This is a genomic window from Myroides sp. LJL119 (assembly GCF_054871605.1).
The window spans coordinates 486,434-508,657 of the sequence record NZ_JBTXLO010000001.1 but is presented as its reverse complement, the minus strand read 5'-3'; the positions used below and the strand labels follow the sequence as shown (position 1 = coordinate 508,657).

The following is a 22,224-nucleotide window of genomic DNA, read 5'->3' as shown; positions in this document are numbered from 1 at the left end:
TTAAAATCCTTAAAGTTAATTGCACGATAAATATACTATATTTAAATAAATTTAACTATTTTTGTTAGAGGATAGAGTGAAATAATTATAATTTTTAACTATGCACAGAAAAATAATCGTTTTAGGTATATGTTTATTGTCGCTAAGTTTTTCGATAAAATCTTTTGCACAAGAAAAACAATTTGAAATACAGACAATTGCATTTTATAATGTTGAGAATTTATTTGATGCCAAAAGGGATACTACAATTTATGATTTAGAATGGACTCCAATGGGAGCTCAAAATTGGACTCAAGATAAATATGAAAAAAAGATTCATAATTTGGCTAGAGTAATATCTCAAATAGGTACAGATGATAATCCAAAAATGCCGGCCGTTATAGGATTGGCAGAGGTGGAAAACAGAGCAGTTTTAGAGGACTTAGTAGATGACCCTCAACTTGTTCCGGGTAATTACGGTATTGTTCATTATGACTCACCAGACCTTAGAGGAATTGATGTGGCACTGTTGTATTCTCGAGAACACTTTCAACCATTAAGTAGTCAAACACATACTTTGGCTATTTTTGATCAAAAGAAAATAGATTCTAAAACTGGTGAACCCCAACGAATCTACACTAGAGATCAACTTGTTGTAAGTGGTTTATTAGATGGAGAACAGATACACTTTATTGTGAATCACTGGCCATCTCGCAGTGGAGGAGAAAAACGAAGTAGTCCTTTAAGAGAAGCAGCAGCAGCTCTTAATTTAGTTATCATTGATTCACTTCAAAATATTAATCCAAATGCGAAGATTATTACCATGGGTGATATGAACGATGGGCCTTATAATAATAGCATTAAGAAAGTCTTAAATGCAAAAGATGAAAAGTCAAAAGTTGAACCAAAAGGTGTTTATAATCCTTTTGAAAAACTTGCTAAAGAAGGGCAAGGTACTCTAGCTTATAGAGACGCATGGGATGTATTTGATCAAATTATATTAACAGAACCTTACATTAGTGAGGGATATGATTCTTGGAAATTTTGGAAGGCAAAAATTTACAAAAAACCCTTTATGATCCAAAATTCAGGCCGTTATAAAGGTTACCCTTTAAGAAATAGTAATGGTATTCCAGGATTTAGTGATCACTTTCCGGTATATGTATATTTAGTTAGAGAAGCTAAATAAAAAAGAGATTAAAAAATGGCATGTATATTAATTAAACATGCCATTTTTATTTTAATTATAATATTTTTTGAATGATTTGCTTCCCATAAACTAGAGAAATTTGTTCAACGAAGGATTCAAAACTATAGCTTGCTTGTTCATTAGCATTATCCGAAATAGTTCTTATTACTATACATGGAATGTTGAATTCATAACAAACTTGGGCCACTGAGGCTCCCTCCATCTCAACACATAGTACTTGGGAAAGGGATTTTTGTAAGTTAGTTTTTTGTTCAATGGTTGAGAAAAACTGATCACCACTTGCAATAGTGCCAAAGTGTACTTTTGGTTGAGTTATATTAAACCTATCAAGTTCCTTTTTACCTAAAATGTTTTTTAAAGAATCAGTCGTTAGAATCTGTGTTATAGCTTTAAATATCTGCTGTGATTTTGTTAAATCTGTTTCAAAAAAAGTTTTACCTAAAAGTGGAATCTCAAAAGCAGGACGTAAAGGAGATGCGTCCATATCATATTGTACCAAATCTTTTGCCACTACAACATCACCAACTTGTACCTTAGGGTGTATTGCACCAGCAACACCAATGAACATAACTGATGATACATTAAATTCCAATAATAAAGTTGTCGCAGTTGTGGCCGCTGCCACTTTACCTATACGAGAGTAAACTACAACTACATTTTGATTATTAATAGTACCTTGATAGTAAGTTCGATTGGCAATAGTTTTTTCAGACCTATTGTTTAATAAATCTACGATACCATTAATTTCTTGGGGTATGGCGCCTAATATGCCTATTGTTTGTGTTTGCATTGGATTTTATGGTGTGAAAATTATTGACAAAAGTACAAAACATGTGAGGGTAAAGAGAATAAAAAAAGAAAATTAAAAAGGTATAATAGATCGGATTTATTTAATCTATAGTTGCATTTTTAATATTTCCAGAGTAAGATAGGACCCAAATGTACTTTAAATAGAATTATATCAGTTATAAAAAAATGAAAATAGGACCTTTAAAAATACTATCTTTACAGCGACGTAGATAAAATAATCTCCCACTTAGGGAATCATATATATAAATAAAAATAGATGGCTTGTACAAATTGTTCAACAGGTAAAGAGAGTAATGGAGTTCCTAGAGGATGCCAAAGTAAAGGAACATGCGGAACAGATGGCTGTAATAAATTAGCAGTTTTTGACTGGTTAGCAAACATGGTTTATCCAAGTGACATGCCAGTTTTCGATATAGTAGAGGTAAGATTTAAAAACGGAAGGAAAGACTTTTATCGCTATCCTAAGGAATTAACTATGAGTATGGGGGATATTGTTGCAACTGAAGCATCTCCTGGACATGATATTGGAATTGTTTCTTTAACCGGGGAACTTGTTAAAGTACAAATGAAGAAAAAACATGTTGATAGTAATGGTGACATTTTAAAAATTTATCGAAAAGCTACTCAAAAAGACATTGATATCTGGCAAGAGGCTCGTGCAAAAGAGGAGCCCGTTAGGATGAGAGCTAGAGAAATTGCGATCGGTTTAAATTTAGAAATGAAAATTTCTGATGTAGAATTTCAAGGCGATGGTTCGAAAGCTACTTTTTATTATACAGCTAGTGAACGTGTTGACTTTCGACAATTAATCAAGGATTTTGCAAGAGAATTTTCCATTCGTATTGAGATGAAACAGGTTGGCTTTCGTCAAGAAGCGGCACGTTTAGGAGGTATTGGTTCGTGTGGACGAGAACTTTGTTGCTCTACATGGCTTACAGATTTTCGTAGTGTAAATACTGCTGCTGCTCGCTACCAGCAACTATCTTTGAATCCACAAAAATTAGCTGGACAATGTGGAAAGCTAAAGTGCTGTTTAAATTACGAACTAGACACTTATTTAGAGGCAATCAAAGATATGCCAGATTCGGATACTAAATTAATGACAGTTAAGGGTTTAGCAATATGTCAAAAAATAGATATTTTCAAAGGACAGATGTGGTTTGCTTACGCAAATAACTCTGCGAATTGGTATGTTTTAACCACCGAACAGGTAAAAGAAATTCTTTCTTTAAATAGCAAAGATCAACGCGGACAAGAGTTAGAAAGCTATTCTTTAGAGGTTCAAGATGATAATGTAATTAATGTTGCAGAAGAGGATAGTGTAACTCGTTTTGATCAACCTAAGCGAAGAAGAAAACCTGTACGAAAAAAAGATAAAGAAGAAGGAGTAAAAGACTCTAACTCAAGAGCTCGTAAATCTTTTGAGTCAAAGACAGATAGCCCACAAGAAGGGAGAAATAAAACAGAAGCTGTAAATCCTAAAAATAAAAGAAATAGGGTGAAGTCTGTTAAAAATGAAAACAAGGCTATTGAACAGATCTCGACAGCAAAGCAATCACCAGATTCTACTGTTGTGAAAAGTAGCAAAGAGCCTCGTGTTAAGCGTGATAATAGAGTAAAGCGAGAGATGCGCTCAAAAGATTCAGGTGATCAACAAGAAGTAGGTAAGAAAAATAAGGAAGCTAGAGAGAAGCAACCAAAAGCAGAGGTTTCAAAAACAAGCGATGTTACAACTGATGGTGTTGAGAAACCTAAACAAAATAAAAATAATAGAAATCGAAATAGAAGACCTAAAAACTCTAATAATTCTAATGATAAATCTAATAATAAAGAGTAGATTTTACTTGTTGTTTTTTGTGGTATGTTTTTTGTTAACTTCTTGTTCGAAGGAACAAAATGTACTGTTTGATCAGTATCAAAAGACCCCAGGGTATTGGCAAAAAGATGATATAAAAACTTTTGTTTACCAAGTTGAGGATACCATAGCAGCAAAAAATTTATTCATAAATATAAGAGCTGATCACAATTATCCTTTTAGTAATATATATGTGATTTTTAAAATGTATCAACCTGATATGAATATAGTTATTGATACTTTGCAGTATCAAATGGCCAATGGACAGGGTGAACTTTTAGGAAATGGATTCACGGATGTGAAAGAAAGTAAATTGTGGCTAAAAAAACAATATGTTTTTCCAAGTAAAGGGACCTATAAGTTTACTTTAGAACATGCCGTACGTGAGTTAGGAGAAGTAAGGGGAGTACAGGACCTATCAGGTATTTCAGAGATAGGGCTTAGAATTGAAACAGAATAAAAATAGAACTAGATAATTACTATGAGTTCAATAAAACAAAATAAGAAGGCCCCTAAGATACAAAGTAAGGGGTTTAAAAAATACATAATTGCATTTTGGATGTTTTTTATGGCGGCAATACTAGCCGTGGTTTTTTTCTTTTTATGTGCATCTTGGGGTGTTTTTGGACCTATGCCAACCTTTGATGAATTAGAAAATCCAGCTAGTAATGTAGCAACGGAAATTATATCTGCCGATGGAAAAACAATAGGTAAATTCTATTTAGAGAATAGAGTACCGGTTAAATATGAGGAAATCCCTACTAACCTTGTAAATGCGTTGATAGCTACGGAGGATGAACGTTTTTTGGAGCATTCAGGTATTGATGCAAGAGGGACAATTCGTGCAGTTTTATCTGGTGGAAGTAATGGGGGAGCTAGTACAATTACTCAGCAGTTAGCAAAACTTTTATTTCATGGGGAGGGATCACGTAGTTTAGTTAAGCGTATCGCACAAAAAGCCAAAGAATGGGTTATTGCCGTTAAGTTAGAAAGACAATATACAAAGAGCGAGATTTTGACTATGTATTTAAACAAGGCGGATTTTGTTAACAATGCAGTAGGTATAAGATCAGCTAGTCGAATTTACTTAGGTAAGGAGTTAAATGATTTAACTTTAGATGAAGCAGCAATGTTTGTTGGTATGCTTCAAAATCCGGCGTATTTTAATCCTGTTAGAAGACCAGAGTTGGTTCAAAAAAGACGTAATGTTGTATTGCATCAAATGGCACGTAATGGCTATATAAGTAAGGAACAAAGTGTGGAGACGCAACAAATTCCTTTGTCTTTAAACTTTACACCAGAGAGTCATAGTGATGGAATAGCAACTTATTTTCGAGAATACTTACGTGATTTTATGCGTAGATGGGTAAAGGAAAATCCAAAAAAAGATGGAAGTACTTATGATATTTATAGGGACGGATTGAAAATTTATGTAACTATAGATTCACGTATGCAAAAATATGCAGAGCAAGCCGTTACAGATCATATAGCTAATTTACAAGAACAGTTTTTTATCGATCAAAAGGGTAATAACATGGCGCCTTTCTACGGAATAACTAATGCGGAGAAAGATGGTATAATTAATCGATCAATTAAAAATTCGGAGCGATACAGGCAGATGAAAAAACAAGGTAAATCAGAATCTGATATCTTGGCTTCTTTTAAAATAAAAACTCCTATGCGTGTTTTTACATGGAAAGGTGATGTAGATACTGTGATGACCCCTTTAGATTCTATTGTATATTACAAACATTTCTTACAAGCTGGTATGATGTCTATGGAACCTCAAACAGGACATATTAAGGCCTGGGTAGGGGGAATTAATTATAAACATTTCCAGTATGATCACGTGGGACAAGGTGCCAGACAGGTGGGATCTGTTTTTAAGCCCTTTGTTTATGCTACAGCTATTGAACAATTGCACTACTCTCCTTGTGATTCTATAATTGATTCTCCTTTTACCATGCCTAAAGGGAAATATGGTATCAGCAAAGATTGGAGTCCTCAAAATGCATCTCGATCTTATAAAGGAATTATGACTTTAAAGCAAGGTTTGGCTGGTTCAGTAAATACTATCACAGCTAAGTTAATGGATAAGGTTGGACCTAAAGCAGTTATAGATATGACTCGTGATTTAGGAATTTCGGCTGATATTCCTGAGAGTCCTGCCATTGCTTTAGGAGCTGTTGACATTACAGTTAGCGATATGGTTGCTGCATATAGTACTTTTGCTAATCAAGGTGTTTATGTTAAACCTGTATTTATTTCAAAAATTCAAGATAAAAATGGGGTGTTACTTTATAATGCCATTCCAGAGACTAAAGATGTTATGAGTCCTGATGTGGCCTATGCAATTGTTAAGCTTCTAGAAGGAGTAACAGAAAGCGGTTCTGGTGTTCGATTACGTACCACATGGCAAGGTGCGGGATACAAGCGTGTAACTGGCCATCCTTATAAATTTACTAATCCTATTGCAGGGAAAACCGGAACAAGCCAAAACAATAGTGATGGTTGGTTTATTGGAATGGTACCAAATTTGGCAACAGGAGTCTGGGTTGGTAACGATGATCGTGCAGCTCATTTTAAGACCATGACTTATGGGCAAGGTGCTACTCTTGCATTACCAATATGGGGGCTATATATGAATAAGGTATACAAGGATAAATCTTTAGATGTCTCACAGGGTGATTTTATAAAACCTGATAACTTATCCATACGTGTTGACTGTACAGCCGTTGAGATAGATACCTCTAATGATAGTGAGGAAGTTTTACAAAGTGATGAGTTTGATTTTTAAATATAAAACGCCTTTTTTAAAAGGGCGTTTTTTTTTTGTATTTTAGGAGTATTAATTAAACCAAAACTCTTATGATACGAAAAGATGTTGCTAACGTTGAAAAAGCCCTGGAAGGAGTCTCTAACGGGATGACAATTATGTTAGGTGGCTTTGGGTTGTGTGGGATACCAGAAAATTCCATAGAAGAATTAGTTAGAATTAATGTCAAGGATTTAACTTGTATTTCTAATAATGCTGGAGTAGATGATTTTGGCTTAGGATTATTACTTCAAAAACGCCAAATAAAGAAAATGATATCTTCTTATGTTGGCGAAAATCAGGAGTTTGAGCGTCAAATGCTAAGTGGTGAATTGGAAGTGGAATTAACTCCCCAAGGAACTTTAGCAGAAAAGTGTAGGGCGGCTCAAATGGGGATACCTGCATTTTATACTCCTGCAGGATATGGTACTGAGGTTGCTCAAGGTAAGGAAGTGCGTATTTTTAAAGGTAAACCTCACATATTGGAGTTTGCCTACGATGCAGATATAGCAATTGTTAAAGCATGGAAGGGAGATACTGCTGGAAATTTAATTTTTAAAGGCACTGCTAGGAACTTTAACGCTTGTATGGCCGGAGCTGCTAAAATTACTATTGCTGAGGTCGAGCAATTAGTTGAAGCTGGCGAATTAGATCCCAACGAAATACATGTACCTGGAATTTTTGTAAAACGAATTTTTCAAGGCGAAAACTATGAAAAAAGGATTGAACAACGAACAGTTCAGCCAAAAAATTAACTCTTTTAAAAATCGAATTATGTTAGATAAGATAGGTATAGCTAAGAGAATTGCACAAGAATTAAAAGATGGTTATTATGTGAACCTCGGTATTGGTATTCCAACTTTAGTTGCCAATTATGTTCCAAAGGGTATGAATGTTGAATTTCAGAGTGAGAATGGTATTTTGGGTATGGGACCTTTTCCAGTGGACGGACAAGAGGATCCAGACTTAATCAATGCCGGTAAGCAGACAATAACGGCCCTGCCTGGAGCTAGTTTTTTTGATTCTGCTACTAGTTTTGGAATGATTAGAGGTCAACATGTTGACTTAACAATTTTAGGAGCAATGGAGGTTTCGCAAGATGGTGATATAGCTAATTGGAAAATACCAGGTAAAATGGTTAAAGGAATGGGAGGAGCAATGGATTTAGTTGCCTCAGCCCAAAATATCATTGTGGCAATGATGCATGTTAATAAAGCCGGGGAATCTAAAATTTTAAAGCAATGCACCCTGCCCTTAACAGGGGTTAAATGTGTTAAGAAGATTGTTACAGAGCTAGCTGTTTTACAGGTCACGGATAAAGGTATCGAGCTTTTAGAGAGAGCTCCTGGAGTTAGTGTAGAGCACATTGTTAAAGCTACTGATGTGGATTTGATAATTAATGGAGATATTCCAGAGATGAAATTGGAATAAGTGAATTAAACCTATAAAAAAGCCATCTCTCAAGGATGGCTTTTTTATAGGTTTAATATGTTCTGTAGCTTATCAATTTTAGATTTTTTATAGATAAAAAGTGGAACTTTTAGGTGCTTGGCTAAATGCTCGGTAGTACTTTTGTGTAGTATTTCTTCCCAAAAAGTTTTACTTTTTTCCATAGCAATTACCATGCTAACAGGCTGCTCTATACGTATAAAATCTAAAAGTGATTTTTCTACATTCTCATCGCTAAATAGATGAAAAGAAATAGGTTTATTTGCATATCTTAGTTTCCAGCTTTGATAGATTTCCATGCAGTCTGGACATTTTTTAGTTTTAATGTGTACAAGTTTTATTATCGCACCCAATTTTTGAGCTATTTGTACAAATTCATCTAAGGTATCTTGCTCTTGTATGGAAAACTCACTAGTGAAGATCACATTTTTTAAAGAAGAGAATTTAGCCTGGTTTGGGATAGTTAACACAGGGATATTTACTTTTGAGATTGCATTCAAGGTATTACTTCCAAGAATTTTTTTGTGAAAACTTGCATTAGTTCCTTCGGTACCCATTACAAGGAAATCAATATCTAACTCCTGAATTGTATTTAAAATTTCAGGAATAAGTAATCCTTCTTTAATTTTAAATAGTACTTCGACATGTTCTAGATCTTGTTGTTGTCTTAAATTCTTTAACACAGGGCTGTTGGCCTCAAGTTGTTCAAGCTTTAAAAAATTAGTTTTCTTAATTACGTTATCTACCAATGAAGGGGATATTCCACCTGAGATTACAGGTGGGTCATATACATGCAATACGTAAAGTTGAGAATTTGTATAATCAGCTAGTTGTAATGCATATTTAAAAGCGTTATTTGCAGTATCTGAATAATCTGTTGGGAATAGTATTTTTCTCATTTTTTTTACTTTTTCATCACCTATACAATGTACAAAAAAATAAAGGTAAAAGAAGTTTCCTTGACAAAAAATAAACTTTTAAAAATAAGGTTACTTAATATAAATAGGCTTTATTGGTGTGATTAACAATTTTTTGGCCACTCACTTTTCTATAGGTAGCTAAGTCATCTTTACCTAGCTTGGGTAAGGTTAGGTCATGTTCTAAGGCTTGTTTACTATAATAGTCTAGTCGGCTAAAATACTTGTCAGAAACTAAATTGAAAATACAATTAGAAGTAAAGCTTTGTTCTAAAAGTTGTTTAGTAAAGGTTATAATATCATGTTGATGAATCATATTAATGGGCATGTTGGGATTTTTAAGCTCATTTTGTGAACAAATATAACGTACAGGTTTTCTATCAGGACCAAAAAGCCCCCCAAGACGTAAAATACACGCATTTATATATGGGTCATCTAAAAAAAGCTTTTCTGCATTTCTAATTTGTTGTGCTGTCGATTCGTCACTGTATCTGGTGTATTGTTCATCGATAAGTGTATCACTAGGAGCGTATATGGAAATTGAACTCATGAAGATTACTTTGTTAATCTTGTGTTTTTTTATATACGGTATTATTTTTTGTATATTCTGGCTATAACTAGGAACTTTCTCTTGTCTTATAGGAGGTATGGAAATTATTAAGTAGTCCAAATTTTGTAAAAAATAATCGATATAATCATACCCGTTATCTGCAAGATTTATGTGATAGGGTTTTATTTGATTTTCTTGTAAAATGTTCATCTTGGCCAAAGTGGTAGTGGTACCTTTAACTTTGTAATTGTTTTTTACTAATTCTTGTCCAAGGGCAAGTCCTAGCCAACCACATCCTAAAATTCCAATTTTTTGCATATCTGTAAAAAAGTAATTATAAATTTACTATAAATTTACACATTTACTTTGTATGGCTAAACTTATCTACTGATATTTGAACTTGTAAAACTTAAAAGCATGAAAAAACTTCTTTATTCTGTGTTTATTGTTCTTGGCTTCTCAAGTACACTTATTGCACAAAGCAATCCTGTTGAAGAGCAAATTGTGGTTGCTGATCGAAAAAATAGTCCACAGCAAGTAGAAAAACCTTATGTTATTATGATTTCTATTGATGGGTTTAGACATGACTATTTACAAAAGCATGATGCCAAGTTTCTAAAAGAATTTTCTAAAAAGGGAGTTTTAGCGGAATCTCTTATCCCTTCTTTTCCTTCGGTTACTTTTCCTAATCATTATACTTTAGTAACAGGCCTGTATCCGGGGAATCATGGACTAATTGGTAATAATATATATGATCCTGAGATGGATTCTAGGTATTCTTTAAGTAATGCAAAAGCTGTAAGAAATAAGCAGTGGTATGGCGGTACTCCGATTTGGGTTTTAGCAGAGAATCAAGGACTTTTAAGTGCGTGTTATTATTGGCCTGGTTCTGAGGCTGATATTAAAAACACATTGCCATCTTATTATTATCAATATTCTGAGAAAGCAAATATACAGGATCGTATACAAGCCGTAGTTGATTGGTTAAATTTACCCCAGGAACAACGTCCACACTATATTACCTTTTATTTTCCAGATGTAGATCACGCTGGACATAGGTACGGGCCAGATGCAGTACAAACTTATGATGCGGTGCAATATGTGGATAAGGCTATTGCTGATTTAGTTTCTAGTGTATCGAAAACTGGATTAGATGTAAACTATGTTATAGTTTCTGATCATGGAATGTTAGAGATGGATCAACAAAAGGTATTATCTTTCCCATTAAAAGCAGATCCTGAGGAATTAGTTTTGGTTTCCAACGGTGTGTTGATGAATGTGTTTGTAAAGGATAAGAATAAGATTGAGCTTTGGTATGAAAAAATAAAGCAAGCTAGCGATCCTAGATATATGACGGTATATAAAAACCAAGATATTCCATTAGAGCATAATTATGGTGGTAGTAACGATAAGTTTAATCGAGTAGGGGATATTGTTATTACAGCTAATGCTCCTTATTATTTTACTAATAAGCCCTTTGCTGCTAGTCATGGTTGGGATCCTTTAAAGGTTAAAGAGATGCATGCTATTTTTATGGGAGTTGGACCTGCATTTCATCAGAATAAGAAAGTTGAGTCATTTGAGAATGTAGATGTTTATCCAATAGTAACTCAAATTTTAGGATTAGAAATTACTGAGCCTATTGATGGTAATAGTGATATGGCTAAAAAAGTTTTAAAGTAGACTTTTGTCAAGTCCTGAAATAACGATACAGGATTAATATTATAAAAATGCTAAAAAATGGTAGTAGACATCTTAGTTTACTACCATTTTTTTATAGGTCTTAAACTTTTTATTTCTAGTTGCGAACATCTGACTTGGAGTTAAAAGGTAATTTGAATCATGTGATCTAAAGTTATTATATATATCGACTACTTGATTTATTATCTTTTGTTCTGGTGTCATTTCCATAGGTTTACGTAATTGATTGTCCCAATCAAAGTCACCAAATTTTTTCAACCAATTCTTAATTGTTTGATTACCTTGGATACCATATTTAAGTGCTGCTTGTGAAATACTTAGTTGTCCTTGCTCAATTTGCTGAACAACTTGAAGTTTGAAGGTTAGCGTATAATCTTTTTGAGTACGCTTTACATTAGGGTTTGTCATAACGATTACTTTTGTTGTATCATTATACTAGGACGTGACAATTTATAGAAAAGAGGGGGCGCTTATTTTATTAAACGCCCTCTTTTTTATGTTTTCTTTAATTCTTAACTTTTCTAACTTGGTATAGGTCCAGTCGACGATCTTTTAGAATTTTTACGCTTCCATGTTCATGTAACTCCTTTAGTAAATCAACATCCACATCAACAATTAAAGTCATTTCCGTGTTCGGGGTTGCCTCGGCTTTTATGCCATTTGTAGGAAATGCAAAATCGCTAGGAGTAAATACGGCTGTTTGAGCAAATTGTATGTCCATATTATTAACTTTCGGGAGATTTCCTACACACCCTGCAATAGCGACATAACACTCATTTTCAATAGCTCTAGCTGCTGCGCAATTTCTTACCCTTGTATAACCATTTTGGGTATCGGTTAGAAACGGAACAAATAGGATATCCATACCTTCTTCTGCCAGAATGCGCGATAACTCTGGAAACTCTACATCATAACAAATCATAATACCTATCTTTCCACAGTCAGTATCGAAAGTTTGAATGGTTGACCCTCCTTGCATTCCCCAGTAAAAAACTTCGTTAGGGGTAATATGAATTTTGGAATACATTTCATAAGTACCATCTCGTTTGCACAAAAAACCAACATTATACAAAACTCCATCAACCAAATATGGCATACTTCCAGAGATGATATTGATGTTGTAAGAAATAGCGAATTCTTGAAATTTTTTTCTAATAGGGTCTGTAAAACGCGCTAATTCACGAATAGCATCGGCCTCTGATAAATGATTATAATCTGCCATAAGAGGTGCTGTGAATAATTCAGGAAACATAGCGAAATCACTTTCATAATCTGAAACAGCATTAATAAAGAATTCGGCCTGGTCAAAAAATTCTTCTAAGTCATTTAACGGTCGCATTTGCCATTGAATAAGTCCAAGACGAATAACGCTTTTCTTAGCATTAATTAATTGTACATCCTTTTCATAATATATGTTATTCCATTCTAAGAGTACGGCATATTCCTTTGAACTTGTGTCTCCTTCCAAGTAGTTTCTCATAAGACGTACCATATGGAAGTCATTGGCCATTTGAAAAGACATAACAGGATCATGAATTTCTTTTGACTTAACTTTTTCTAAGTATTGTTTAGGTGTTAATTCTTCCGAAAATTTCGAATAATTAGGTATTCTTCCAGCAAATACGATAGATTTAAGATTTAACTGCTCACAAAGTTCTTTTCGTGCATCGTAAAGGCGTCTGCCTAGACGCAGACCTCTATATTTTGGATGAATAAATACATCAATACCATATAGAACATTACCTTTTTTGTTATGTGTATTAAAGGTAGAATAGCCTGTAATTTGGTCGTATGTATGGGCTGACATAGCCTGTTTTTCATCAATAATTAAAGATAAAGCAGAGCCAACTACCACACCATCTACAAGAATAACCAATTGGCCTTCAGGAAATACCTTTAATAGGCTCTTTAGCTCATCTTTATCCCAATAGGCATCTGCTAATTCAGGATACGACTCTAACATGGATTTTTTTAATTCCATGTAGTCGTTAATATGTAGATTTCTCAGTTCAATTTTATTAATTGAGGTTTCCATATTTTTTTATACTAATATACAAAGAAAAGAATTTACAACACCAACTGGTATAATTTGTTTTTGTGGTTTTGTTTTTGATTTAATCAGTATTTTTATATATAGAATTTCAGGGAGTTACTTTTCATTTTTATATGATTTTTAGAAAAGCCGTATCTTGCGAACATGAAAGCAAACAATTCAAATGAACTCAGAGTTTTAGTAATAGAGGATGATATTCGCGTGGCTGAACTTCTGCAAAGAAGTTTACAGGCTAAGAATTATCAAGTGGATATAGCTTATGATGGATATATGGGTAAGAAACTGGCTTTGCAAAAAAACTATAATTTAGTTATTACCGATGTTATTCTTCCTAAGATAAATGGCGTTGATTTGTGTAAAGAGTTAAAAGCAAGTTTATCTGAGTTACCTATTATTATGCTAACTGCTTTAGGAACTACAGATGATAAAGTAGAAGGATTCGATGCAGGAGCAGATGATTATCTAGTAAAACCGTTTGAACTCAGAGAGCTTTATGTGCGAATTCGGGCTGTTTTAAAGAGATTTGAATCCTCATGTAGTTCAAATATTTTACAATATGCCGATTTACACATGGATTTAAACTTAAAGCAATTTAGTAGAAATGGGCAGGCAATTCATCTAACACCCAAAGAGTTTAACTTAATGCAATACCTACTATTGAATCCAGAACGGGTATTATCCCGAGCCGAGATATCCAAAAATGTATGGGATACCAATTTTGATACGGGAACAAACTTTATAGATGTTTACATTAATTACCTTCGTAAGAAGATGGATACCGATGTACATAACAAATTAATTCATACCAAGAGTGGTATGGGGTTTATACTAAAACAAAATGAAGATTAAGACTCGTTTACAATTGTGGTTTACTCTTTTAGCTGCATGCTTACTTATAGTTTTTGCAGGATTTATATATTGGTCATCTTCCAAGAATAGGGATATAGAGTTTTATCATCAATTAGAAAAGGAAGCTATTGTAAAAGCAAAATTGGTTCTAGAAGCTAAGGTTTCCCCTAAGATATTACAACAAATTTATACCAATAATAACCAGGTTTTAAACGAGGTTGAGGTTGCTGTCTATACAACGGACTTTAAATTACTTTATCATGACGATGTGGTAGAGGACAAAGTAAAGGAGACACCAGAGATGATTGAATTGATAAATGAGAAAGGAAAGATTTATCAAAGGGACCACGATTGGCAAATTATAGGTGTAAAGTATCCTTACATGGGACAAGATTATATTGTAACTGCAACTTCTTATGACGTATATGGTTATAACACATTGGGAAATCTGTGGATTAGCATCTGGATTATAGCTACTATTTGTTTACTGTTGATTTTCTTTTGTGGTGGATTATTTGCAGAGAAAGTATTACTTCCTATACAAAAGATAAATAAACAAATACAGAATATAACAGTGGCTAATCTAGATGCTCGAATTCCTGTTTCAAACCCAAAGGATGAGCTTGGTCAACTTGCTATAAATTGTAACTCTATGTTAGATCGTTTGGAAAATTCTTTTATTTCACAAAAGGAATTTGTTTCTAATATTTCACACGAGTTACGCACACCCTTATCTGCAATTATTGCTGAAATACAGTTAGCTTTAGTTCAAGAACAGTCTTTAGTAACTTATAATCAGATACTCAATAATATCTTACAGGATTCAAATAAGATCGTAAATTTATCTAATAGTTTGCTAGATTTAGCCAAGGCTAGTTATGATTCAACACAAATTGTCTTTAAACCTGTTCGTTTAGACGAAATTATTTTGGATGCAATTCAAAAAACTCAAAAGAAAAATCCAAAAGCTAGCTTCAATTTAATAATAGATTCTAGTTTAGATAATGATCAACCTTTAACTCTTAGAGCAAACGCATATTTACTTGAGGTTGCAATATTAAACTTGTTGGATAATGCATGTAAGTTTTCACAAAACAAATTATGTAATATTTCTTTAACCTATAATATGCCTTTTTTAACCCTAAAAATAAAAGATAAAGGACCAGGAATAGATCCAAAGGAATTACAACATATTTTTAAGGCTTTTTATAGGTCGGAAAGTGTTGGAAAAGTCACAGGAAGTGGAATTGGACTCACTTTAAGTAAAAAAATTATAGAATTACATCAAGCTACATTAACCCTTGAATCCAAGCAAGGGGATGGAACATGTTCTATTATAAAATTCGATTTAAATAAAAATTAGTAAAACACCTTTTAGGTGTTTTTTTTATTTTCTAATGGAATTCTAATTTTTTTCTAAAAGCTTTCTAATAGTACCCAGAGTCATATCTAACTACTTTTGCCCTACAAATTTTAAAAATATAGTGATATTATATATAATTTGTTTTTTAATATTTTTTAATATGTAGAAAATATGTTTTTTAACAAATAAGTTGATTAACTTTATTGTAAAAGTTAATTGTTTATAATCTGATAGGTGAATTAGGTAATTTAAAAAAAGGTATGTTTATGGTTAGGGTTATTCCAAAAATAGCGATGGTAGTACTGTGTTGTTTATTTGTTTTTTGTTCAAAAAAACAGACTGAGTCAACAAATGTAGCTCCATACGTAATAGAAAATAATGTAGTTATAGTTGGGGAGGATTCTTCATTAAAATCGCGATTAAAAATCACTCAAGTATTACCCGAGGATTTTAGTTTTGATTTAGTTACCGCTGGTATTGTGAAAGCTATTCCTAATCAATATGCTGAAATAGCTTCTCCTTTTTCAGGGAGAATTTTAAAATCATATGTTCGACTTGGTCAAAAAGTGGCTATTGGAACCCCGTTATTTGAGGTTTCTTCTTTGGATTTTTACCAAACCCAAAAAGATTACTTTGATTCCCAACAAGAATATAAACAATCCGTTTTAGATTTAAATAGGCAGGCGGATTTACTAGAAAACGGTGTAGGTATTCGACAAGAGTATGAGCAGGCTCAAACGCAAAATTCAATTGCAAAATTGGCCTTTGATAATGCCAGGGCTGCAATGGCTATTTACAATGTAGATACTTCTAATTTAGTATTGGGACAAGCATTAGTGGTAACATCACCTATTAATGGTGAGGTTATCCAAGATGATATTGTAATTGGGCAGTATATCCAGGAGGATGCAGAGCCTATTATGAAAATAGCTTCTTTAGAAAATATCTGGGTGGTGGGAAAGATTAAAGAAAAGGATCTTTTACATTTAAATCAGCTCGATAAAGTACAGGTAGAATTAGCGGCTTTTCCAGATGATCCTATTCAGGGTCAAATTTACCACATTAATGAAATAGTTGACGAACAAACCAGAAGTATCGATGTGTTAATTCAAGTGCATAATACCCAACGATTATTGCGACCAGGAATGTATGTTAATGTACGTTTTAAAGATAAACCACAACCTGTTTTATTAATACCAACGAGTTCTATTATGCAAGCAGAGAATCGAGCTTTTGTATATGTGGAAGTTGCTCCGTTTGAATTTGTTATAAAAAATGTTGAGATAGGTGGAGTAAAAGGTAATCAATCAGTAATAACAACAGGGTTACAACCAGGAGATAAAGTAGTAAGCGAAGGAGGAATTTATCTACCAAAACTTTAGTAGGTCCAAAAAATGTAAGAACGATGAAAAAAAATATTATTGATTTAGCCATTGAAAAAAGATGGCTTATGGTGGCTTTGTTTACCTTGCTTTGTATCTTTGGGTACTACTCTTGGAAACAATTATCTATAGAGGCTTATCCAGATATAGCTGATACTACTTCTCAAGTGGTTACACAAGTGCCTGGTTTGGCTGCCGAGGAAATAGAATTACAAATAACCATACCATTAGAGCGTGCCTTAAATGGTATGCCAGGGATGCATGTTATGCGCAGTAATAGTACTTTTGGACTCTCCATGATTACTATTGTTTTTGAAGATGGTATAGACGATTACTTTGCAAGACAACGTATACAAGAACGTCTAAATCAAGTGGATTTACCATATGAAGCTACCCCGGAATTAGATCCATTAACCTCGCCAATAGGTGAAGTTTATCGTTACATTATCGAGGGCGATGGTTATAGTTTAAGAGAGCTAACAGATTTACAAAACTTTGTAATTATTCCTAAATTAAATCAAGTCCCTGGTGTGGCCGAAGTTACAAACTTCGGGGGTATTACAACCCAATTTCAAATAGAGTTGGATCCTCGTAAATTGGAGCAGTACGATTTGTCTTTAAGTGATGTTACCCAAACCATACAAGATAATAATGTAAATGCTGGAGGAAGTATTTTAACCCGTGGTGATCTTGGATATGTGGTTAGAGGAATTGGATTAATTAAAGACTTAGATGATTTAGGTAAAATAGTTGTTAAAGCTCAGGATGGTATTCCGATTTTCTTAAATGATATTGGGGTTTTAAAATATGGTAATTTAGAAAGAAAGGGAATCTTAGGTTACACAGACAGACAAAGGGATTATTCAGATAGTATTGAAGGAATCGTCTTGTTACTAAAGGGTGAAAACCCGTCTATTGTTTTAGAGAAAATTCATCAATATGTAGAAGAGTTAAATAATGGAATTTTGCCACAAGGGGTCAGAATTCATCCGTTTTTAGATCGAACGGATTTAGTAGACACTACCCTACATACTGTGTCAACAACATTAGTAGAGGGTATTTCGTTGGTCATTATTGTTTTAATCGTCTTTTTAGGCAGTTGGAGAGGAGCTCTTCTTGTTGCTATTACTATACCCATTTCGTTACTTTTCGCTTTTATAATGATGTACTTCACCAATATTCCTGCTAACCTATTGTCATTAGGTGCGATAGACTTTGGAATTATTGTCGATGGAGCAATAGTAATGATGGAATCTATTTTAAAGAAAAGAGAAGAGAATCCACATCAGGAATTAAAGGAAAAATCCATAGCCCAAAGAGCAAAAGAGGTTGCTAAGCCTATATTTTTCGCCACTATTATTATTATTACTGCTTATTTACCTTTGTTTGCCTTTGAAAGAGTTGAGAAAAAACTTTTTACGCCAATGGCCTTTACTGTTGGGTACGCTTTAATTGGTGCATTATTGGTTGCTCTTATCTTAATTCCAGGATTGGCTTATACTGTATATAGAAAACCTAGGAAAATTTACCATAATAAGTGGCTAGATAAGTTAACGGAACTTTATGATAAGCGAATTATAAAAATAATGAATAAACCTAAGAGAGTATTTGCACCTATTGTACTTGTTTTAGTGGCAACAATTGGACTCTCTATGCATGTAGGTAAAGATTTCTTACCTCCTTTAGATGAAGGTTCTATTTGGTTACAAGTTACCTTACCCCCAGGAATTTCCTTAGAGAAGTCAAAGGAGCTTAGCGATAGTTTAAGAGCGCGTACAATGAAGTATGATGAGGTAACATATATTATGGTTCAAGCTGGTCGTAATGATGATGGTACGGACCCTTTTACGGCTTCCCACTTTGAGTGTTCCGTTGGTATTAAACCCTATAAAGAATGGCCAAAGGGCAAAACAAAAGATGATTTGATTCACGAGTTAGCTAAGGAATATGAAACTTTGCCTGGTTTTACAGTAGGTTTTGCTCAACCTATGATTGATGGAGTTATGGATAAAATTTCTGGCGCTCATAGTGAATTAGTGGTAAAAGTATACGGAGATGATTTTCATGAAACAAGACGAATAGCAAACGAAATACTTTCTACTTTAGAGCAAGTGGATGGTGCTGTTGATCTGGCTATAGACCAAGAACCACCTTTGCCACAACTGCAAATTCATGCAGATCGCGATAAGATTGCTCAATATGGTTTAAATGTATCAGATGTTGCAGAATTAATCGAGGTTGCTATCGGAGGGAAAGCTATTTCACAAGTTTTTATTGATAATAAGGTATATGATATCAGTGCAAGGTTTATTGAAGAAACTAGAGATACGCCACAAAAAATTGAAAACCTAATGCTTACATCTGCCACTGGTGCTAAGATTCCTTTATCTCAAGTGGCAAAGGTGTATACCAGTACTGGAGAAAGCACTATTACCAGAGAAATGAACCAAAGGCATTTGACTGTAAAATTGAATGTTAGAAATAGGGATTTGGGATCCCTAATAAAAGATGCTCAGGATAAAATTGAAAAGAACGTTTCTTATGACCACGAAAAGTTTCATGTGCAATGGGGTGGACAGTTTGAGAATCAAAATAGAGCATATAGCCGTTTATTAGTTATTATTCCTTTGACTTTATGTTTGATGTTTGTTTTATTATATGGAGCATTTGGTCAATTCCGACAAGCAGGTATGTTAATGATTGTTGTTCCGTTGGCACTATTTGGAGGAATGCTTGCTTTGAATGTTAGAGGGATGAGTTTGAATGTTTCTTCTGCTGTTGGATTTATAGCTCTTTTTGGAGTAGCAATCCAAAATGGGGTAATCATGATTTCTCATATTAATGGATTAAGACAAAAGGGACATGAGCTTAAGCAAGCAGTTATTCAAGGAGCCGAGCAGCGATTTAGACCAGTTTTAATGACCGCTACTGTTGCTATTTTAGGATTGTTCCCCGCTTCACTTGCAACAGGAATAGGATCTGATGTACAAAGACCCTTGGCAACAGTTATTGTTTATGGGCTTTTATTTGCAACAATTTTAACTTTGTTTGTGCTTCCAGCTTTATATTATATGGTAGAGAAGAAATGGGGGAGTGATTCCGATTTTAATATTAAAGAAAATACAGATGCGTAAGATCAAAAAAATATATAAAAGTGCTTTTACTGTTCTTTTGGTTTGTAGTAACTATTTGGTAGTTTCTGCACAAAATACTTTTGATTTAGATCAGCAAGAGTTTAAAATGGACTATTCTGAGTTTATTTCTAAACTCTTTGAGAAGAACCTTAGTTATGCTGCACAAAAGTATGACATTGATATTGCAATAGCTCAATTTGAAGCTGCAAAGATTTTACCAGACCCTGAGCTTAGTTTTGCTTGGTTTGATAACCAACAAAAACGTTTAGATATGGGATATGGTTTTGAAGCTGAGATAAGTTGGGATTTGGAATTGGGAGGTAAACGGAAGGCTAGAAAAGAGTTAGCTTTTAATCAAAAAGAATTAGCCGAATTGGAGCTTCGCGACTATTTTGAGAATCTTAGAGCGCAAAGTACGCTAGTTTATTTAAAGGCATTGCGTGATCAGGTTGTTGTCAATATTCAAAAAAGCTCTTATGAATCTATGTTACAAGTAGCTCAAAGTGATAGTATTCGATTTAAACTTGGTCAGATCAGTCAAGTAGCTGCTGTTCAGAGCAAACTTGAAGCAGCCAATATGCTACATGACCTACAAGATGCTATTTTAGAGTATAAACAGAGTATTTTGGAGTTAAATTCGTTAATTAATAATACAAAGTATACAGAATTGTTTATCCCTATTGGAGATTTTGAAAGCTTTAGTAGATTATTTTCCTTAGAGGAACTGTTAGAAAAAGCATTAGTTAATCGTAGTGATGTTTTGGTTGCTAAGCAAGGAGTTATTGTAGGAGAAAAGGAAATCTCACTGGCTAAGGCCGAAAGAGTCATAGATTTGGGGTTATCCTTAGGAGTGGAGAATAATTCCTATGCACGTAATATTATTGCTCCTACTCCAAGTCACACAGTAGTGAAGGCTGGTATTAGTGTCCCGTTGAAGTTTTCCAATTCAAGAGAAAGTGGACTTAAAACCGCTATTTATCAGCAAGCCCAAGCTCAATTAGGTTACCAAGAATTACAATTAGAGACCATTAAAGAAGTTACTACCGCTTTTGAAAACTATTTAATAAAGCAAAATCAAATACGAAGATACGAAAAGGGTATGCTTTTACAGGCTAAGGAAGTATTTGAAGGAATTCGCTATAGTTATTTAAGAGGTGCAAGTAGTCTTTTGGAAGTTCTAGAGGCACAACGAACCTATAACGAAACACAACTTTCTTATGCGAGTACTTTATTGGAGTATGCTACTTCGTTAGTGGAATTAGAGAAGTCTGTGGGTATATGGGATATTAATTTTTAAAAGACTTGTTGCTATGAAAAAGATAATGATTTTTATTTTGTGTCTTGTAGGGGCTTTAGGAAAAGCTCAAAACAGGACAACTTTGGAAAATGCTACAACAACGATTGCTTTGAAGGGAGGGTGGTTAAATTCCACCATCTTTGGTGCCGATAAGGATATCTTGTCTGCAAATAATAAAATAGATAGTTATAATGCTTTTATGGTTGGATTCTCAGTGGATAATGCCTTTAATAAGTATTGGGGATTGAAACATGAGTTATTCTACCAAAATTATGGGGCTAAGTTTGAAAAACAGCAGGATAGTCAAGTGTTTCAAGCTGATCTACGAATGCATGGTATACGCGTGAATCCTATTAGTGTTTCTTACAATGTGTATGGTTTTCAGGTTTATCTAGGTCCATATGTAAATATTTTACTTAACTCCTGGGTCACGGCATTAGATGAGCAAGGTAATAAATATAAGGATCATCACATTTTCGGAACCAGTGAAGATGATCAATCTAATTCAGACTATTTACAAAAGATGGATTATGGAGGCGTTTTAGGTATTAGCTATACTTTTAGATCACGCTTTAGTTTGGGAATACAGTACTCCCGAGGATTTGCTTCTTTATTTGACAATTCTAATTCTTATGAGAATGATCAGCGAGCTAATATTAAAATTTACAACTCCAATTTTGGAGTCTTTCTCGGATATAGTTTATAGTTTATAAAGTTACTAATTGGTTTTTTACAAAGACTATAACTTACACTTAAGGTAAGTTATAGTCTTTTTTTGGTTTATTTAACAAGTGTAATTGGCTATTTTATATCCTATTATATATGTATTCTTTACCTGATAACCTGATTTTATTGGGTTC

18 protein-coding genes are annotated in these 22,224 nt (G+C 33.8%); 13 read left to right on the top strand and 5 right to left on the bottom strand.

Annotation, left to right across the window (positions count from 1 at the left end; genetic code table 11):
* Window positions 1-100 precede the first annotated feature (100 nt).
* Window positions 101-1,168, top strand: coding sequence for an endonuclease/exonuclease/phosphatase family protein (locus ACYSNV_RS02270; RefSeq protein ID WP_461760936.1), 1,068 nt, complete (start codon window positions 101-103; stop codon window positions 1,166-1,168).
* 55 nt (window positions 1,169-1,223) lie between these two features.
* On the opposite strand, the gene ACYSNV_RS02265 is transcribed toward ACYSNV_RS02270, so the two are convergent.
* Window positions 1,224-1,979, bottom strand: coding sequence for a 5'-methylthioadenosine/adenosylhomocysteine nucleosidase (locus tag ACYSNV_RS02265; RefSeq protein ID WP_461760935.1), 756 nt, complete (start codon window positions 1,977-1,979; stop codon window positions 1,224-1,226).
* A 276-nt stretch (window positions 1,980-2,255) separates the two neighbouring features.
* Here ACYSNV_RS02265 and ACYSNV_RS02260 point away from each other — a divergent pair, with 276 nt between their 5' ends.
* From ACYSNV_RS02260 to ACYSNV_RS02240, 5 genes are all read left to right on the top strand, one after another.
* On the top strand, window positions 2,256-3,836 hold the full coding sequence (locus ACYSNV_RS02260) for a PSP1 domain-containing protein (RefSeq protein WP_461760934.1): 1,581 nt from the start codon (window positions 2,256-2,258) through the stop codon (window positions 3,834-3,836).
* Window positions 3,811-4,314 carry a gliding motility lipoprotein GldH gene (locus ACYSNV_RS02255; protein ID WP_461760933.1) on the top strand — a complete coding sequence of 168 codons (504 nt, stop codon included), beginning with the start codon at window positions 3,811-3,813 and terminating at the stop codon, window positions 4,312-4,314. Before ACYSNV_RS02260 ends, ACYSNV_RS02255 begins: the two co-directional genes overlap by 26 nt.
* 21 nt (window positions 4,315-4,335) lie before the next feature.
* Window positions 4,336-6,651, top strand: coding sequence for a penicillin-binding protein 1A (locus ACYSNV_RS02250; RefSeq protein ID WP_461760932.1), 2,316 nt, complete (start codon window positions 4,336-4,338; stop codon window positions 6,649-6,651).
* A gap of 71 nt (window positions 6,652-6,722) precedes the next feature.
* On the top strand, window positions 6,723-7,424 hold the full coding sequence (locus tag ACYSNV_RS02245) for a CoA transferase subunit A (protein WP_461760931.1): 702 nt from the start codon (window positions 6,723-6,725) through the stop codon (window positions 7,422-7,424).
* Window positions 7,425-7,443: 19 nt separating this feature from the next.
* Window positions 7,444-8,100, top strand: a complete 657-nt coding sequence (locus ACYSNV_RS02240; RefSeq protein WP_461761070.1) for a CoA transferase subunit B — start codon at window positions 7,444-7,446, stop codon at window positions 8,098-8,100.
* A 44-nt stretch (window positions 8,101-8,144) separates the two neighbouring features.
* On the opposite strand, the gene ACYSNV_RS02235 is transcribed toward ACYSNV_RS02240, so the two are convergent.
* Both ACYSNV_RS02235 and ACYSNV_RS02230 read right to left on the bottom strand, forming a co-directional pair.
* Window positions 8,145-9,017: a universal stress protein gene (locus tag ACYSNV_RS02235; RefSeq protein ID WP_461760930.1), complete on the bottom strand. Its 873-nt coding sequence runs from the start codon at window positions 9,015-9,017 to the stop codon at window positions 8,145-8,147.
* A gap of 94 nt (window positions 9,018-9,111) precedes the next feature.
* Window positions 9,112-9,903 (bottom strand): Rossmann-fold NAD(P)-binding domain-containing protein, encoded by a 792-nt coding sequence (locus tag ACYSNV_RS02230; protein ID WP_461760929.1) that lies wholly within the window; start codon window positions 9,901-9,903, stop codon window positions 9,112-9,114.
* Window positions 9,904-10,002: 99 nt separating this feature from the next.
* On the opposite strand from ACYSNV_RS02230, the gene ACYSNV_RS02225 reads away from it, so the two are divergent.
* Window positions 10,003-11,268, top strand: a complete 1,266-nt coding sequence (locus tag ACYSNV_RS02225) for an alkaline phosphatase family protein (RefSeq protein ID WP_461760928.1) — start codon at window positions 10,003-10,005, stop codon at window positions 11,266-11,268.
* A 72-nt stretch (window positions 11,269-11,340) separates the two neighbouring features.
* On the opposite strand, the gene ACYSNV_RS02220 is transcribed toward ACYSNV_RS02225, so the two are convergent.
* Entirely contained in the window at window positions 11,341-11,694 is a 354-nt protein-coding gene (locus tag ACYSNV_RS02220) for a transposase (protein WP_461760927.1), read from the bottom strand.
* Window positions 11,695-11,791: 97 nt separating this feature from the next.
* Complete coding sequence (locus tag ACYSNV_RS02215; protein ID WP_461760926.1) at window positions 11,792-13,321, bottom strand: GNAT family N-acetyltransferase; 1,530 nt, start codon at window positions 13,319-13,321, stop codon at window positions 11,792-11,794.
* Window positions 13,322-13,483: 162 nt separating this feature from the next.
* Here ACYSNV_RS02215 and ACYSNV_RS02210 point away from each other — a divergent pair, with 162 nt between their 5' ends.
* The 6 genes from ACYSNV_RS02210 to ACYSNV_RS02185 all read left to right on the top strand — a co-directional run bounded on the left by ACYSNV_RS02210 (window position 13,484) and on the right by ACYSNV_RS02185 (window position 22,070).
* Complete coding sequence (locus ACYSNV_RS02210) at window positions 13,484-14,188, top strand: response regulator transcription factor (protein ID WP_461760925.1); 705 nt, start codon at window positions 13,484-13,486, stop codon at window positions 14,186-14,188.
* On the top strand, window positions 14,178-15,551 hold the full coding sequence (locus ACYSNV_RS02205; protein WP_461760924.1) for a HAMP domain-containing sensor histidine kinase: 1,374 nt from the start codon (window positions 14,178-14,180) through the stop codon (window positions 15,549-15,551). Before ACYSNV_RS02210 ends, ACYSNV_RS02205 begins: the two co-directional genes overlap by 11 nt.
* Window positions 15,552-15,817: 266 nt before the next feature.
* On the top strand, window positions 15,818-16,933 hold the full coding sequence (locus tag ACYSNV_RS02200; RefSeq protein ID WP_461760923.1) for an efflux RND transporter periplasmic adaptor subunit: 1,116 nt from the start codon (window positions 15,818-15,820) through the stop codon (window positions 16,931-16,933).
* A 23-nt stretch (window positions 16,934-16,956) separates the two neighbouring features.
* Entirely contained in the window at window positions 16,957-20,067 is a 3,111-nt protein-coding gene (locus tag ACYSNV_RS02195; protein WP_461760922.1) for an efflux RND transporter permease subunit, read from the top strand.
* The gene (locus ACYSNV_RS02190; RefSeq protein WP_461760921.1) at window positions 20,060-21,364 is read left to right on the top strand and encodes a TolC family protein; all 1,305 of its coding nucleotides are present in this window, start codon (window positions 20,060-20,062) and stop codon (window positions 21,362-21,364) included. The genes ACYSNV_RS02195 and ACYSNV_RS02190 overlap by 8 nt, the downstream gene beginning before the upstream one ends.
* A 13-nt stretch (window positions 21,365-21,377) precedes the next feature.
* Entirely contained in the window at window positions 21,378-22,070 is a 693-nt protein-coding gene (locus ACYSNV_RS02185; RefSeq protein ID WP_461760920.1) for a porin family protein, read from the top strand.
* The last annotated feature ends 154 nt before the right edge of the window (window positions 22,071-22,224 follow it).